Source organism: Rubritalea sp. (assembly GCF_051252225.1).
Classification (GTDB): domain Bacteria; phylum Verrucomicrobiota; class Verrucomicrobiia; order Verrucomicrobiales; family Akkermansiaceae; genus Rubritalea.
This window is the reverse complement of sequence record NZ_JBPOGE010000003.1, coordinates 247,651-263,501: the sequence shown is the minus strand read 5'-3', so window position 1 is coordinate 263,501 and position 15,851 is coordinate 247,651. Positions and strand designations below refer to the sequence as shown.

At 46.9% G+C, this 15,851-nt stretch carries 14 protein-coding genes; 12 read left to right on the top strand and 2 right to left on the bottom strand.

Annotated elements, in window-relative coordinates:
* Positions 1–9 precede the first annotated feature (9 nt).
* A complete protein-coding gene (gene ftsA, locus ACSHX2_RS05245; protein WP_435691282.1) occupies positions 10–1,218 on the top strand; it encodes a cell division protein FtsA in 1,209 nt (402 codons plus the stop codon).
* Between the two features lie 18 nt (positions 1,219–1,236).
* Here ftsA and ACSHX2_RS05240 read toward each other — a convergent pair whose 3' ends face one another.
* A complete protein-coding gene (locus ACSHX2_RS05240) occupies positions 1,237–1,923 on the bottom strand; it encodes a nucleoside 2-deoxyribosyltransferase (RefSeq protein WP_435691280.1) in 687 nt (228 codons plus the stop codon).
* 290 nt (positions 1,924–2,213) lie between these two features.
* Between ACSHX2_RS05240 and typA the strand changes: the two genes are divergently transcribed.
* Positions 2,214–4,046, top strand: a complete 1,833-nt coding sequence (typA, locus tag ACSHX2_RS05235) for a translational GTPase TypA (RefSeq protein WP_435691278.1) — start codon at positions 2,214–2,216, stop codon at positions 4,044–4,046.
* Positions 4,047–4,183: 137 nt separating this feature from the next.
* Here the strand turns inward: typA and ACSHX2_RS05230 are convergent, their stop codons facing one another.
* Entirely contained in the window at positions 4,184–4,744 is a 561-nt protein-coding gene (locus ACSHX2_RS05230; RefSeq protein ID WP_435691276.1) for a DUF1877 family protein, read from the bottom strand.
* A 69-nt stretch (positions 4,745–4,813) separates the two neighbouring features.
* On the opposite strand from ACSHX2_RS05230, the gene ACSHX2_RS05225 reads away from it, so the two are divergent.
* From ACSHX2_RS05225 to ACSHX2_RS05180, 10 genes are all read left to right on the top strand, one after another.
* Positions 4,814–5,845, top strand: coding sequence for a hypothetical protein (locus ACSHX2_RS05225; protein ID WP_435691274.1), 1,032 nt, complete (start codon positions 4,814–4,816; stop codon positions 5,843–5,845).
* A gap of 4 nt (positions 5,846–5,849) precedes the next feature.
* Positions 5,850–6,425, top strand: coding sequence for a pseudouridine synthase (locus ACSHX2_RS05220; protein WP_435691272.1), 576 nt, complete (start codon positions 5,850–5,852; stop codon positions 6,423–6,425).
* A gap of 121 nt (positions 6,426–6,546) precedes the next feature.
* The gene (locus ACSHX2_RS05215) at positions 6,547–7,140 is read left to right on the top strand and encodes a tetratricopeptide repeat protein (RefSeq protein WP_435691270.1); all 594 of its coding nucleotides are present in this window, start codon (positions 6,547–6,549) and stop codon (positions 7,138–7,140) included.
* A 7-nt stretch (positions 7,141–7,147) separates the two neighbouring features.
* Complete coding sequence (locus ACSHX2_RS05210; RefSeq protein ID WP_435691269.1) at positions 7,148–9,295, top strand: ComEC/Rec2 family competence protein; 2,148 nt, start codon at positions 7,148–7,150, stop codon at positions 9,293–9,295.
* A 74-nt stretch (positions 9,296–9,369) separates the two neighbouring features.
* On the top strand, positions 9,370–11,031 hold the full coding sequence (locus ACSHX2_RS05205) for an FtsX-like permease family protein (protein WP_435691267.1): 1,662 nt from the start codon (positions 9,370–9,372) through the stop codon (positions 11,029–11,031).
* 6 nt (positions 11,032–11,037) lie between these two features.
* Positions 11,038–11,856, top strand: coding sequence for an RDD family protein (locus tag ACSHX2_RS05200; RefSeq protein WP_435691265.1), 819 nt, complete (start codon positions 11,038–11,040; stop codon positions 11,854–11,856).
* Positions 11,857–11,901: 45 nt separating this feature from the next.
* Positions 11,902–12,468: a ribonuclease H-like domain-containing protein gene (locus tag ACSHX2_RS05195; protein ID WP_435691263.1), complete on the top strand. Its 567-nt coding sequence runs from the start codon at positions 11,902–11,904 to the stop codon at positions 12,466–12,468.
* 93 nt (positions 12,469–12,561) lie between these two features.
* A complete protein-coding gene (locus tag ACSHX2_RS05190; RefSeq protein WP_435691262.1) occupies positions 12,562–13,176 on the top strand; it encodes a hypothetical protein in 615 nt (204 codons plus the stop codon).
* 21 nt (positions 13,177–13,197) lie between these two features.
* Complete coding sequence (locus ACSHX2_RS05185; RefSeq protein ID WP_435691260.1) at positions 13,198–15,291, top strand: flotillin family protein; 2,094 nt, start codon at positions 13,198–13,200, stop codon at positions 15,289–15,291.
* Positions 15,292–15,389: 98 nt separating this feature from the next.
* Complete coding sequence (locus ACSHX2_RS05180; RefSeq protein WP_435691258.1) at positions 15,390–15,785, top strand: GxxExxY protein; 396 nt, start codon at positions 15,390–15,392, stop codon at positions 15,783–15,785.
* Positions 15,786–15,851 lie beyond the last annotated feature (66 nt).

The window sequence follows — 15,851 nt, the reverse complement described above, 5'->3', positions numbered from 1 at the left end:
ATTGAGTAGATGGCCAAATCAAAGATATACGTGGGTCTTGAAATCGGCACCAGCAAGACATGCATGGTGGTGGGTGAAGTAAAGGCAGACAATTCTGTTAAAATACTCGGTGTTGGTGAAACCAAAACTGCAGGTGTTCGTAAGGGAGAAATCTCTGATATGGCGCATGTGCGTACTTGTGTGCGCGAGGCTCTGTTAGAAGCTGAGGATGTCTGTGATGTAGATATCCGCAGCGTTTTTCTCTCAGTGACAGGAGCACACATTCAAGGGATCAATAACCGTGGAACATTCCGCCTTCCTGATGAGGATCAAGAGATCACTCCTGAGCACATGGGGGAAGCGAAAGAGATAGCGCGCGATATCGCTATTCCTTCGGACAATGTCTATCTGCATAACATCGTTCGGCAGTACTGGATCGATGGTAACGAGCAGGCTAGTAACCCCGTTGGGCTGTTAGGTCGTACGCTTGATGCGGATTTCCATATCGTCCATGGAGTTAAAAATCGGATTCAAAATAGCATCAAGTGTGTTCGTGAAATACCTTTAGATGTAGATGATGTGGTATTTGCCCCGATAGCCTCTGCGCAGATCGCATTGAACCGTCAGGATAAAGATTCAGGCGCGTTAGTGATCGATATCGGTGGAGGCACTACGGATTATGTTCTCTACCTTAACGGCGCTGTGGCTGCATCTGGCTGCATCCCAGTGGGTGGAGATCATGTGACGAATGATATTCACTTGGTGACTCAGATGCCTTTGTCTAAAGCTGAAAAAGTAAAATGCACAGAAGGTGACGCCTCTGGTGATGCTGCGCGCTCGGTCGGAACAGTTACTATTCCAGATGATAAAGGGTTTCCCGATTTGGAGATTAAACGCCAACTCTTAAATGATATTATACGTGGTCGTTTGGAGGAGACTCTGCAGCTGGTAAAAGCCAAGCTTCCTGATGGGGCTCTCGAGAAGGTGCAAACTGGTGTCTTTTTAACTGGCGGCACGAGCTTGATGCGTGGTTTCGGTGAGTTAGCGAACGATGTCTTCCAGCTGCCCGTGTACCGTCCTGAGCAGCCTGAGGTCAGCGGAATTCACGAGTACTTCCGTGATCCACAGTATTCGACCGTAGTAGGATTGATCCGTTATGCGCAACTGATGGATGAAGACCGGCCACGCGAAAAAGGCGGATTTTTTGGAAAACTAGCGAAGGCTGTTTGGCCATTCTAGTGAGGAAGTGATCGAAGCTTACAGGAGCTTCTTTGCTTTCTTAGTCTCTAGTGCCTTTTTGATTCGCTCAGCGTATTCTCCGCTGGGTGCGCCAAATTGAGGGAAATTGCTCAAGTGCTCGTAGATCGCTTGTTGGTGTTTTTCTCTGAGTACGGGATGTTGCAAGATGACTGAATCAAATGCTGCGATGACTTTATTCGCAGTGGTGGTGATGGCTTTGGTTTGAGCAAGGAGGTTCTCTTCTAGCATCTTGCTGTCATAGTTCTCGATAGTTTGCCTCTTATGTCCTGCATTGGCTGCTGAGGAGTGGCTTGCTGAGAGGACTGTTTCAGTTCTTGGGTAGAAGCTGCACATGAGGTTCCATGGATCACCTTTCCCGTCTTGGTCGCCCGCTTCACGGAAATCAGTGCGTAGGACGACGGCGGGGATGTCTGCAAATTTAGCAGTCATGAATTCAACAACGGTTCCTGAATCAAGCTCTGGGCCATCGAAGTGGAAAAGGGCAAGATCCGACTGAATGAGGCTCACTAGATCCTGGTCTCGAATAGCCTGTGGAGAAGTGTCTCGAAATTCTAGGTCTTGCGGGAGGATAGGAAGGTATTTGCCATTGGACTGGTCATAAATCGCTTTGGCGAGCATGGCGTTGCCAAGGAGATGCTTTTGGCTGAAGAGTTCGCCGGCGAAGTAGAATGTATAAGGAGGCATGGTTTTATATAGTTGTTATAGACTGAATAGCAGACTGCTGAGGTAAGAAGCTAGGCGATTTTTTGATTCGTTCTAGATGTCCTTATTATTAAGTTAGTGAGGGCTTGGTTAAGTGGTTTGTTCGTGTCGTGATCATTAATCGTGTTGTTGTAAGGTTTCTAACCCTCCTATTTTAGGTGAGTTAAGTGTTGTTTGCGTGCTTATTTTTGTCAAAATGCGATTAGAAGTGAGTTTGGCGTTGCAATTGAGTGGATTATGGGGATTGTGCGTCCTTTCAAATTCACTTTCTTATGACTGACAAGATTCGAAACATCGCAATTATTGCGCACGTTGACCACGGCAAGACGACGCTAGTGGACAAACTACTTGAAGCTGGTGGCGCTTATGGCGCTCACCAAGAAAAAGTAGAGCGTGCGATGGACTCCATGGATCTTGAAAAAGAGAAGGGTATTACTATTAAGTCCAAAAACACTTCCATTCACTGGAACGATCACACAATCAACATCATCGATACTCCTGGTCACGCCGATTTCGGTGGTGAAGTGGAGCGTGTGATGAAGATGGTAGATGGTGTTTTCCTCGTGGTGGATGCTTACGAGGGGCCACAAGCTCAGACTCGTTTCGTTCTTAAGAAGGCTCTTGCAGAAGGCCTTCACCCAATCGTGGTAGTCAACAAGGTTGACCGCGACTTCGCTCGCCCATCTGAGGTGCGCGACATGGTTCTTGAACTCTTCCTCGATCTCGATGCTTCTGAAGAGCAGTTCGAAGCTCCTTTCTTCTACGGTTCCGCTAAAAACGGCTTCTTCGTATCTGATCTTGAGAACGATGAGCAGAAGGACATGCTTCCATTGCTTCAAGGTATTATTGACAACGTTCCTGCTCCAGAAGCGAAAGCTGATGAGCCGTTCCGTATGCTTGTTTCTAACATTGACTGGGACAACTACGTAGGACGTGTTGCTCTTGGTAAGGTACTTTCAGGTAACATCCAAAAAGGTGACAACGCATGGCTTCTCCGCAAGGATGGTACTAAGGTTCGCAGTAAAATTACACGCGTATTCGAATACGGCGCAAGTGCTTCTGATGAGTCCACTGTCGCTGGAGCAGGTAACATTGTAGGTATCTCAGGTTTTGAAGATATCGACATTGGTGAGACCCTCGCTATCGAAGAAAATGCTGAAGCACTTCCATTCGTAAACATCGATCCTCCAACTATCACGATGCAGTTTAGCATCAACAATGGTCCATTCGCTGGCCGCGATGGAAAGCACGTGACATCACGCGCAATCCGCGAGCGTCTCGATCGTGAGATCAAGACGAACATCTCCATTGAGGTGTCCGATGCTGAGCACGCAGGTGTTTTCAATGTGTCCGCACGTGGAGCGATGCAGATCGCTGTTCTTGTTGAGACAATGCGCCGTGAAGGTTTCGAGCTTCTCGTTTCCCGTCCAAGCGTGATCACAAAGCGTGTTGACGATAAGCTCATGGAGCCGTTTGAAACTCTTTATGTAGAATGTCCTGATGATGCACTCGGTGGTGTCATGAAGACTATTGCTAACCGTAAAGGCCGCGTGGAGAACATGGGTACTAACGCACACGGAGCGACTCTTGAGGCGACTATTTCCACTCGTGGAATCATCGGTTTCGAATTTGAACTTCTTAACCTTACAAGCGGTCATGGCATCATGTCTCACCTCTTCAAGGAATATGCTCCACACTGTGGTGAGATCAGTACACGTTCTACAGGTGCTCTCATTTCCATGGCTACTGGTACTGCAATGCAATACTCCCTCGTTCCGATCACGGATCGTGGTAAGCTCTTCATCGCACCTGGTGATGAAGTGTACGAAGGTCAGATCATCGGTGAAAACCCGCGTAAAGTGGATCTCTCTGTGAACCCAGTAAAAGAGAAGGCTCTCACGAACCACCGCTCTGCTGGTAAAGATAACACGGTTACTCTCGCACCACCTATCGCTATGGGTCTTGAGCGTTCTATCGAATACATCAACGGAGACGAGCTCGTAGAAGCGACTCCTAACTTCCTTCGTATCCGTAAGCGCGTACTTTGTCCGAACGAACGCAAGCGCTCTGAGCGTCAGTCAAAGAGTGTAGAGGCAAACGTCTAGGGTACGTTCCATTCAATTTTAAAAGGCGGAGTCAGTAATGGCTCCGCCTTTTTTGTCTAAAAGTATAATGATCTCCTTTATCTTCTTAGTGGCCTTGGTGTGGGGACCTTATCCAAGGGAGGGTGTATCCCTAGCCCCTAGGAGGATTGCTTTGCTAAAAGAATATATTCATCAGCGTCAGTGGCATTTTGAAAGAAGGTGCAGAGACCGTCATAGAGTTGCCAGAGAGGGGCTGATATCAGTGCTGTGTGCTCGATTTCGAGTGACGATTTCTCCGCTAGCTTTTGTGCATGCGCTTGGAGGATTTCGATAGGGAGGGCGGTGAGTGAGTCATTTATTTCATCGATCAGTGAGGGGAAAAGGACTCGGACGTTTTCCCCGTCGACTCTTACCGGTATCGCTCGGCCCGCTGAAGAAAGTGCTGCGAGGGGGGAGTTTTGATGCTCATCGGTCGAGCTCACTATCTGAGATAGGAGTTCGCCCTGGTCTTCGATAGAGAAAACCTGACCATGGCCATTCCAGCGGTTTTCGAGCGTATGAAACAGCATTTCTGGATCGGCGGATTCAGCATTCCCAGCAAGTTGCTTTAGAATTTTTGGGTCAAAGCCGAGTTCTTTTACTAAGCTTACTACGAGCTCATCATCCTGAATGAGAGCATCAAGGTCGTCAGTTTGTACGCGAGTGAATGTAGTGATCATGAGTTGAGATGGTATTTTGCTGATTGGTGGCTTGCTTGTTGTTATACGGCTCTACATCTTTGTAAATAGATGATCGCTAGTAGAAAGCTGCAATACCCTGTAAATAGTTCACTTCACCAATACCTTTACCATTTCGGGCGGCATGCTGATATACCTCTAGTTTACGATGACTTGGTAAGATTCGTTGGGGCTATTCCTTACGATGATCCTAGTGGGAAGGAGACCTTATGGCTGACCGTGATGTATCCGCCTGAAGAGAATAAAGAAATTTGCGAAAAGCTCATTCGCATTTATACCGCCTTAAAAATTGGTGGGGACACTCCCTTGCACGAGCACCTCTCGGTAGATCGTATCGACTTTGGAGAGTTTGGTAATTCTCGCCCATTTCGGATTAAAATCACCAATCAGTTCAACGATAACTCAGATTACTTTTATGTGAAGGTGGCAGATGCCTCTCGTATTTTTGGGCTAGAACTCGAGCATGTTCTTTCGCCGAACAGAATTAACTACTTAGTGAATGGCAATACCTTGATCGAGGATCATATTGCGGGTGTCCCAGGTGATGCTTTTTTACGTGAGTATTTGGATAATCCTGAACTCAATAGAGTGCGTATTGCGAAAGAGTTCACGAAGTTCAACGAGCGTTGTTTCATTCGTTTACTAGGAGATATGCGTTCCGTGAACTATGTAGTCGATATCACTCCTGATTTTGAGGAAGTACAGTATCGAGTGCGACCTATTGACTTTGACCAACAGTCGTACGAGGGAAGTGGGAAGATTTATTTATCCTATAATTTCCGATCTAACAGGAAAATAACAAAGCTCAGCTTTGCTTCTCTCAATAGGAAGACGATTAGTCAGTATGCCGAGGAAGAACGCTCGCAAATGGCTCGTCGTGCAGCTTCTGAAAATCGGAGGCTTTCAGCTATTTTGAGTATTATGAAGCGGTCGGAGATTTGCCCGTCCGCGCACGTGAAGCGTCTAGGAAGTGAGCTTGATGTCATGCATAATACCAATAAATTTGCAAAAATTTCTACGATGGGTGAGCTAACAGCTGAGCACATATGCCATGTGTTAGGGATGCCCGATTTAAAATATTAGACCAATGGTTATTTTACTTAACAAACCTTACGGGGTTCTCAGCCAGTTTAATCAGAATCCTGATTTTCCGAGCCAGCGGACATTAGGCGAACTAAATCTGCCGCCAGAGCTTCATCCTGTAGGTCGTCTGGATATGGACTCAGAGGGCATGCTTTTGCTGACTGACGATATCAAGCTGGAAGCTACTTTATTAAGTCCAGATAAAGGTCATAAGCGTAGCTATTTAGTGCAGGTAGATGGCTTGCCGACAATGGCATCTATTCATGAGCTGCGCAGTGGTGGGGTCGAAATTAAAGGTCACCTTACGAAGAAGTGTCGTGTGGAGAGTCTTACTAATGCACTTAATCTGGAGGAACGGGAGCCAGCTGTCGATGCTGCGGCTGCGAAGCGCTCAAGTTGGTTAAGAATGGAGCTGAGTGAAGGGAGGAACCGGCAAGTGCGCAGAATGACGGCGAAAATAGGTCATCCCACCTTACGTTTGTATAGGGAGAGTATAGGCGGACTAGGTCTGGGTGATTTAGCGCCTGGTGAGTGGCGGTGTCTTAGTGGGGAGGAAGTTGAGAAACTCTGGGTAAAGTAGATGAAGTCTGAATCAGGGAATTTGGTCGGGATGTCTACCGCTGAGTGAGCTTGTCCGCGTCTTGGGGCTTGCTTATGCTAGATTTAATGTGTTAGACACCTTGTTTACCACTGATTTTAATATGGCTAAAGCACTCATTCTAGGAACTATAGGCGTAGGCATCGCTTTCTTTGTGAAGTATGTCTATAATACGTCTTCTGATAATGATATTTTCTTTAGGCTAGCTGTAACAGTTTTGGCAGGCCTCTACGCCGGGCTGCTATTTTTGATTTTTGTGCTGCCAATGATCTCTGATGGGATTTCTCGCTTAATCTTCAGTGACCCTAAAGGTGGTGCAGATGACGATGATCCGATGAGAGAAGCGAGGTCTTTGATGGCTCAAGGTCAGTATGTGGAGGCTTTGGAGGCGCTTCGCCAAGTCGTGATGAAGGAGCCAGATAACCGCTTTGCCTGGGCGGAGCTAGCTAAGGTTGAGTTAGCTCATTTGAACGATGCTGAGGGAGCTGAAGCTACGTTGAGAGAGGCGCTAGAGAGTCGAGAATGGCCTGAGGAAGATGCCGCATTTTTCATGTTTCGTATCTCTGAGGTGAATCTGGAGAATCTTGGTGACAAGGAAAAAGCGATACATGTGCTGCGCCAAGTGTGTGAGCTATTCCCCGAGACTAAATTTTCTGCGAATGCAACCCATCAACTTCGCGAGTTAGACGCTCTTTAGAATGCGTGTGTTAGGCAGAGTACTTCAATGTTCTGCTCGATTCCCTATCTTGGGGCCAGCATTGGCCGTCATTGCAGCTGTCGGCATAGCTGATAATGGTTTCTGGGGTTGGTGGTTTCTGCTTAGTTTTTCACTGGTTGTTGCATTTTTTGGTAGAAGGAATCTGTTAGGTTTTACGCTCTGTTTTGCTTTGCTAGGCGGAGGTCTGCACTGGAGTCGTCTTGAAAAGCAAAATTCCATAGAGCGTGAATACGGATCTTGGTGGGAGTTTGAGGCTGTTGTGGAGCAGGATCCGACTGGTCAGAGTGTCTTGGTGCGTAGTCTTGATGATGAGTTGGCTCGTGCGCGTCTTCGGGTGTGGTTAGGGCCGCGTGCGCATAGCCTAGAGGTGGGTGATGTGCTTTCGCTGAGAGGGAGAATAGTGGAGCCGAGAGAGAGACTAAATCCTCAAACATTTCCCGAGAAAACGTGGTTATACCGGCAAGGAGTGAGTGCTGCATTTGTTGCGCAGAGCTGGGAAGAAACACAGCACTCAGTATGGAGTCTGAAGCGAACGGCAGTAGAGGTGCGGGATTGGCTAAAGCAGCGCCTTTTAATGGGCGTCGACCCTAACAGTGTAGATTCAAAAATCATTGTGGCGATGGCTCTCGGTGAGCGACCGGTGGATGCGCAGGAGTTACTAGATGCTTATCGCTTGAGTGGGGCCATTCATGTTTTTGCTGTGAGTGGTCTCCACGTCATGATGGTGGGCGGGATGGTGGCTTTTATTCTGAAGATGCTAGGGATGCCTCGTTGGGCGTGGGTGAGCCTAGTTATCATCTCGATGCTTTTCTACGCCTTAGTGACAGGTTTAAGGCCGCCCGCGCTACGAGCCGCTGTGATGGGGGCGATTCTGCTGGGAGCGTGGGTGGTTGGAAGAAAGGTGGTTTTGGTAAATAGTATAGCAGTGGGAGTTGTGGTAGCTCTTTTGATAGATGGGCACATGCTGTTTCGACCTGGATTTCAGCTCTCCTTTGCCGTTTTGCTCGCGATAGCCTTGTTAGGAGAGGTGTTTGGTCGAGTATTTCACTGGGTTAGCTATATGGATCCGTTCTTACCCAGAAGCCTTTATACACGAGTGCAAGAGCTTTGGTTAATATGGAGGCGTAAAATCCAGGCTGGACTAGTTGTGGCGAGTAGCGCGTGGGTGGGTTCTAGTCCGTTTACATTTTTCCATTTTGGAGTGGTCACTCCGATGTCGATTATTGTGTCACTCCCAGTGGTGGCGTTACTTTATTGCAGTTTATGTTTGGGTGCTTTGTCTATTGTTTTGGGGGTGTTGTGGTCACCTCTTGGGGAGGCTTTAAACGTGGTGAACTCGAAGGTGGCTGCTAGCTCTCATGTGTTAGTTGACTTTGCATCTAAAGTTCCAGCGTCTCATTTTAAATCAGCTCCTTGGTCCCATGGTGAGAGGGTTGTTATTTATGCGCTAGAAGATGGGGCTTCGGCAACCTACCTAGGCATAGGAGGAGGTGTGATGTTAGACTTGGCAGATGAGCGCCAGTTTAGGAGAGAGGTTTTACCTAGTTTGGTCAAAAATGGAGCAAGAATTGATAGCGTGATACTGAGTCACGGGGATTATAGGCATATCGGGGGGAGCGCGGTTTTGATGGGAAATTATGCGCCTAAACAGATTTTAGTGGGGGATCGTAGTCGCGGGCTTAATGATGTATTTTCTACACAAATCCTCACCACTGCTGAGGCGGGTGGGAAGTATGCTTTGAGTCAAGAGAGCTATGTCGAAGTGATCCTATGGTCAGATCGAGTGGAGGGGGTGGCGGATGACCGCTGCCCAGTTTTTATGCTTCACTGGAATGGAAAGAGGGTGCTGTTTTTGCAGGATGTGGGATACCGTTTTGAGAATTGGCTTTTAGCATCGGAGCAAGATCTAGCTGCAGATGTGATTGTTTGGAGTGGTCATTCTAAGGATGAACTCTGGGGGGATGATTTAATTCAGAAAGTGCAAGCTAGATGGGTGATTGGTCCTAAAGCTCTCAGCACGAAACTGGCTGTGACTCAAATCGAGTTGCAGCAGTCTGGGGCTATTGAGATCAAAGAAGCCGAACAAGGCTTGAGTGCAGAAGGTTTTCGCAAGGGGCACTGGGAGTTAGATTAGATAGTACATAGTATTTTGGATTGGACATTGGTGGCTGAAATGCGAGTTTTCGCCTCCTAATCTCAAGTATCACTTTGACTAAAAACTTCAGTCTTCTGCTCGCGCTTCGCTACCTTAATCCACTACGGACCCATGTGTCTGTGATTACGCTCATTTCTTTAGCTGGTGTGGCCCTAGGAGTCATGGTGCTCTTGGTCGTTATGTCTGTCATGGCGGGGTTTGAAAACATGGTGAAGGAGCGAGTGCTCGGTGAGTCGCCCCACATTACCATCGCACGTGAAATGCCATGGGATATGCCGAATGCAGATGGCGTGGTGGAATCTCCTGAGCAGCAATGGCGAGATCTAGAGAGTAGGATGGAGGCTCTACCAAACGTAGAAAGCGCCTACCCTTTAGTGCGTGACTACGTCATTGCTTACATCGGCGATAGTGCGATTCCTGTAGCGATGCGAGGGGTGGATACTGAGGATGCTCAGGCCATAGCTGATTTAAAGAAACTAGAATTAGCAGGGGATGTGGATATGGGGATGGGAGATGTGGCTACCATTGGGAGTTCAGAGCATTCTGGCGAAGTCGCGATAGTCTCCTCGATTTTTGCAGATGATCACATGCTTCAAGTTGGAGATATGTTAGAGGTTTTCTCGAATAGAAATATTAAGCAGCTAAAGCCCTTGTTAGAGCGTAAGGGCTCACCCTCAGTGTATGAGCGGTTTTCTGAGGAGTTTGGGAGAGAGCGTGAGCACTTGTCGAGCCAGTGGCTTGAGAAAGACGGTAAAGAGCAAGTTCTGTTTGCTGAGCTTTTGAGCTTCCGTGAATTCATCGATGACTTACAATTCCAAAATGTGCGTAAGGGCGAGAGCGACTTGCTCACCGAGTTAGTCGAGCTGACGGAGTCGAGTGACTACGATGATGACTATAACTATTATGAGCTCGGTCGTCTGAAGCTGTTGATGGAGACTCTGGATGAGTTACAAGCTGTAGATGTCGAGCAACTTGACCGTGATGAAGATCTGCAGATCAACGAACTGGCTTTACCTAAAGAGGTGCGCATAGCGGCGATTTATCGTGCGGACCGTTTCGCGCCAGGTCCGCCATTGTTAGTTCCTCTGCATTTGGCGCAAGAGCTTGCAGGCGTGGGGACCTCCGGAGCTGTGAATGGGGTGGCTTTGCGCCTTAAAGATCCTTACATGGCATCTCAGGTGTTGGAGGGTGAAGTGCAGCCATCGGTGCCTATGGGGTGGTATCCAGTGACCTGGATGAAAGCTTTTGAGCAGCAATTCGCATTGATCAGTATGCAGAAAATCATGATGACTTTGGCTTTGTCCTTCATCATGTTGATTGCGATTTTCTCTATCAGTGCGGTTATGTTTACTGTCACTTTGCAGAAAAAGCGTGAGATTGGTGTGATGAAAGCCTTGGGGGCGACTCCAGGTCAGGTGACGAATGTCTTTGCTTTTCAGGGGGTGATTGTTGGGTTGATAGGTTCTCTTTTAGGTGTTGGTATGAGTTTGTTAGTGCTCAAAAATTTGGGTTTAATTCAGGGAGTTTTGCGTTCCATGGGCTTTGATCCTTTCTCTCAGTCCTTTTATGGAATGGATTCCTTACCTTATGAAATTAATGTGATGGAAATGGTGTTAGTTTCAGTCGGGGCATTTGTTCTCTGCGCGCTTGCCGCGTACGCTCCAGCATACGTGGCCTCTCGAACAGATGCGGCTAAATCACTAAGAAATCTCTAAGTAAGTATGAAAATTTGGTTGATAGAAAATGGTGAAAAGCAGGGGCCATATGAGACCTACGCTTTACGTGAACGTATAGAAGTAGGTGAGATTTCCGCTGATACACTTGCTTGGTATCAAGGGGCTGAGGGATGGGATAGGATAGATACTATCCCACAGCTTTCGCTTCTTTTTGAAGCGAAGAAAGAGGTCACGCCTCCGCCATTACCTGAAGTTACTCAGACTCCGAAACAAGCGCTTAAAGAGGCAATAGCAAGAGAAGTCGCTAAGGCACCACCTCTGCACATGACGCGGCGCCTCTTCGCGAGATTATTCGACTACATGCTTTATATCTCGCTGATATTTGTGTGCTTTCAAGAGCGAGCAATGCAGGCGATGATGGGGGATTCTATGCCTCAGTTTTTGGGGGTGGGGGTAGCCTACGTGATTCTTGACGGTTTGATGACTCACCTATGGAGGAGTTCACCTGGGAAGTTTCTATTAGGATTAAAAATTACAGATCAGATGGGTCATGCCATTCCTCTAAAAGGGTCACTTATCCGCTCCCTTAGGGCATGGGTTTTAGGTCTAGGGATGTGGGTGATGATGCCCTTTTCTCTAGCGATATCAGCCTTTATGGCGAAACGATTTGGCTATTTCCTATGGGATATGCCTCATCGTTATCGAGTATTAGCTCGGCCGTTTTCAGCGCTGCATGTCATCGCTTACATCGTTTGTGTGATCATTGTGAATGTGGTATTTAGCACACTCATTTCAGAGGACGTGATGGTTGAAATGTATAAGGCTGTCGGCTTGGAAGAGTGGATGCGGGAGATGAAACAGTAAACCGGCTTGCAGGGGCGGTTAGGAATCTTTACTTACTAAATGAGCATGCGCGACATTGTATATTTTGACTTAGAGACACAGAAAAGTTTTTCGGCTGTAGGAGGTGCGAAAAATAAAGCGAAGATGGGGGTCTCTGTCGCGGTGACGTATTCTACGAAAACGGAGCAATATCATGTGTATGGTGAAGATCAGATGGATGCTCTGGTTGAGCAGCTGGTTAAAGCTGATCTCGTAGTTGGCTGGAACCATATCCAGTTCGATTACCCAGTGCTTCAGGGGTATACTATCTATGACCTAGAAACTCAGACGATGAATCTGGATATGATGCTGAATCTCGAGCAAGAGGACAAACTAGGTTTCCGCCTAAAACTAGACTCTGCTGCAAAAGTGAGTCTAGGCATGGGTAAGACAGCAGATGGTCTAGATGCCCTCCGCTGGTGGAATGAGTATAAAAAAACTGGCGATAAGACCTTCATGATGAAGATCGCTGAGTATTGCTGCTTTGATGTGAAAGTCACAAAATGTGTGCACGAGTACGGTCTAGAGCACGGAGTGGTTCGCTATGAAGATAAAGCAGGCAACCCAGCAGAGGTTAAAGTAGATTGGAGCTAACAGCTCCTTATTTACTTTTGATGCCTCCGATGGGAAATTTTTCCCATCTTTGTAATGGCGAAACGGACGATTATTTAATTTAGTTGTTTCGTCGTGAAAGAAATCCTCGAATTATCACTAAATCCTTGGGTGTTGCCGTTCTCAGTGATGGTGGTGCTTAGTTGTGTCTATTGGCTGCTCGCCTTATTAGGCACAGTGGATACGGATGCGCTGGATATAGATGCCGATGCGGTCTCTGGTGAAGCTGGAGGGGTGTTTGCAAGTTTACTTCAGTTTATCAACGCCACTGAAGTGCCTTTGATGTTTGTGATAAGTGTGCTGAGTGTGAGTAATTGGTTACTTAATATAGCGGCAGTTCTCACATTTAATTCTGCAGGAGTATGGTGGATCGGACTCCTTACCTGGATTGGAACGTTTATTGTGGGATGTTTAATCGCGGCTGTTGTGACGAAGCCTTTAGTTCCTTTATTTAAATTGTTTAAAGCTGGAGAGGATGACGAGGAAGCTATTATAGGGGCTGAAGCAATAGTGGTAACTAGCAAACTCACAGATGAATTTGGACAAGTACGTGTACTTCGGAAAAAGGGCTCGTCTGCTCAAGTTCATTGCAGGCTTTCAAATGGCGAAGCTCCATTATTTAAAGGCGATACTTTAATGGTAATAGGGAGAGACGATGAAACTCAGTTTTATATTGGGAAAAAGATTTAAGGAAAAACAAAAGATAGTAAAATGATAGATATATATAATATAGCGTTGAATAGTCTGACTATTGCGAGTGTCGCTGACACTATTGGCAAAGGAGCCTTGCTGGGAGTAGGGTTGTTAGTCGCTTGCTTAGGGGCCCTGTTTTGGGCCTTCACGAACTGCTTTCGCAAGGTAGAAAAAGGAACTGCCCTTATCCGAACTGGCCTAGGAGAAACCAAAGTCACCTTCACGGGGATGATGGTGTATCCAGTGGTCCATCGCTCCGAGCAAATGGATATTTCGCTGAAGCGTATCGAGATCGATCGTACTGCTAAGAACGGCTTGATCTGTAAGGACAACATGCGTGCAGATATCAAGGTGGCATTCTTCGTTCGTGTAAATAATGTGAAGGAAGAGGTGATTCGTGTTGCTGAAGCAATTGGCTGTGAGCGTGCATCTTCAGAAATGGAAATCAGAATTCTCTTTGATGCCAAATTCTCTGAAGCCCTCAAGACTGTGGGTAAACAGTTCGATTTCATCCAGCTCTATGAAGAGCGTGATACATTCCGTGAGGAAATCTTGAAGTGTATCGGCACAGACCTGAACGGATTTGTGTTAGATGATGCAGCGATCGATTACCTAGAGCAAACTCCTATAGAGTCTCTAGATCCAGATAACATTCTTGATGCTGAAGGTATTAAGAAAATTACGGAGCTGACAGCAAACCAAGCCAAGCTTTCTAATCACATCCAGCGCGATAAAGAGAAAGTGATTAAACAACAAGATGTTGAAGCGCGTGAAGCTATCTTGGAACTAGAGCGCCAGTTAGCTGAAACTGAAGCTAAGCAGGAGCGTGAGGTGACAATCGCCCAACTTCGTGAGCAAGCCGAGACTGATAAGGTCCGTGAAGAAGAACATCAGAAGTCTGAACATGCCCGCATTTCAGCTCAGGAGGAAATCCAGGTTGCTGAAGAAAATATGCAGCGTCAGGTGATTGTAGCACAGCGTAATAAGGAACGTACCGATGCTGTGGAGCTTGAACGTGTGGAACGTGAGCGTCAGTTAGAAGGAATCGAACGCGAGCGTATCACCGAACTCAAGACTATTGAGAAGGAAAAGGCTGTTGAGATTGAGAAGAAGAATATTCAAGAGGTGATCAAAGATCGTGTGGCTCTAGAAAAGACTGTAGTCATCGAACAAGAGAAGATTAAGGACACCGAAGCCTTCGCAGGAGCAGACCGTCACAAGCAAGTGACAGTCACAACTGCAGAGGCACAAGCTGCTGAGAGTCTCATCCGCGAAGTCAAAGAGGCTGAAGCGCGTAAAGAGGCGGCCATTCTTAAGGCAGATGAAAATGCCTACGAAGTTCAGAAGTCAGCGGAAGCGAGCAAGCTAGCGAGTGAGATGAGGGCTGAGGAGCGCATTATCACTGCGGAAGCGGCTCTCACTGCATCTGAAAAAGAAGCGAGTGCTAAGAAGATGCTCGCTGAAGCTGTTACGAAAGAAACATCAGCAGCTGGTCTCGGTGAAGTGGAAGTGAAGCTAGCAGATGCTGAAGCTCTGAAGAAACAAGGCGCAGCTCAGGCTGATGTAGATTCACTGACCTACGCAGCTGAAGCGAAGGGTATCGAGCAGAAAGCTGCTGCGATGAAGCTCTTTGAAGAAGCCGGTCAGGATCACGAAGAGTTCAAGCTCAAGCTCGACAAGCAGAAGACTATCGAACTCGCAGAGATCGATGTCCAACGCCAAGTCGCAGAACAGCAAGCAGTAGTTATCGGCGAAGCGCTTAAACAGGCTAAGATCGACATCGTCGGTGGTGAGTCTGAGTTCTTTAATCAGATCACTAGTGCTGTTACTAAAGGTAAGGTTGCAGACCGTATGGTGGATAACTCCAAGGTACTCACTGACGTGAAGGAGACTTTCTTCAATGGTGACCCAGAGTACTTCAAGAGCCAGGTGGCAAGCTGGATCGATCAGTTCGGTATCGCTACAGAGGATGTCAAAAACCTCACTGTGAGCGCGCTCTTAGGTAAAATGATCCCAATGGCTGAAGGTGAAACTAGAAACAAGCTCGTTGGCCTTTTAGGTTCAGCAGAACGCTTCGGTCTAGCAAACACCCCAGCCTCAACGTTCCTATAGTTGCGGATAGTTCTTTACCGCGAAATACGCGAAAGTTTCGAAAACTTTGTGTAGAGTAGCGGTAATATTTATCCCACTTCACTGCTGATGAGAAGTCTATGAGCATTATATATAAAGAAGAAAGCTATGCCATTATGGGGGCGGTCTTTGAAGTGTATAAAGAAATGGGGAGTGGGCTGAAGGAGCTTGTGTATCATGAGTGTTTAGTTTGTGAGTTTTTATCTAGGAAGATTTCAGCGGTGCATGAGCCAAAGCTGGAATTGGAATATAAAGGACAGAAATTGCTAAGCTATGCAGAGCCTGATTTTCTTTGCTATGGGAAAATCGTAGTGGAATTAAAATCGGTAAATGGACTCAATGACGCGCATCGTGCTCAAGTGCATAATTACCTTAGAGCTTCAGGTTATAAGTTAGGTTTGCTCATCAATTTTGGGCATTATCCGCAAGTGGAGTACGAGAGGATTATAATAGATCCCCGAACGTTAGATGCGTGAAATGCATCATCCATTTTTCGAAATTTTCGCGTATTTCGCGGTAGAAAGAGCTGTCGGATTATTCCG

What these genes read in the sequence shown, in the direction of transcription:
- ACSHX2_RS05195 (WP_435691263.1), top strand. Translation starts at nt 11,902, where the DNA reads ATGCGCGACATTGTATATTTTGACTTAGAGACACAGAAAAGTTTTTCG.
- ACSHX2_RS05200 (WP_435691265.1), top strand. Translation starts at nt 11,038, where the DNA reads ATGAAAATTTGGTTGATAGAAAATGGTGAAAAGCAGGGGCCATATGAG.
- ACSHX2_RS05225 (WP_435691274.1), top strand. Translation starts at nt 4,814, where the DNA reads ATGATCGCTAGTAGAAAGCTGCAATACCCTGTAAATAGTTCACTTCAC.
- ACSHX2_RS05215 (WP_435691270.1), top strand. Translation starts at nt 6,547, where the DNA reads ATGGCTAAAGCACTCATTCTAGGAACTATAGGCGTAGGCATCGCTTTC.
- ACSHX2_RS05240 (WP_435691280.1), bottom strand. Translation starts at nt 1,923, where the DNA reads ATGCCTCCTTATACATTCTACTTCGCCGGCGAACTCTTCAGCCAAAAG.
- ACSHX2_RS05230 (WP_435691276.1), bottom strand. Translation starts at nt 4,744, where the DNA reads ATGATCACTACATTCACTCGCGTACAAACTGACGACCTTGATGCTCTC.
- ftsA (WP_435691282.1), top strand. Translation starts at nt 10, where the DNA reads ATGGCCAAATCAAAGATATACGTGGGTCTTGAAATCGGCACCAGCAAG.
- typA (WP_435691278.1), top strand. Translation starts at nt 2,214, where the DNA reads ATGACTGACAAGATTCGAAACATCGCAATTATTGCGCACGTTGACCAC.
- ACSHX2_RS05220 (WP_435691272.1), top strand. Translation starts at nt 5,850, where the DNA reads ATGGTTATTTTACTTAACAAACCTTACGGGGTTCTCAGCCAGTTTAAT.
- ACSHX2_RS05180 (WP_435691258.1), top strand. Translation starts at nt 15,390, where the DNA reads ATGAGCATTATATATAAAGAAGAAAGCTATGCCATTATGGGGGCGGTC.
- ACSHX2_RS05185 (WP_435691260.1), top strand. Translation starts at nt 13,198, where the DNA reads ATGATAGATATATATAATATAGCGTTGAATAGTCTGACTATTGCGAGT.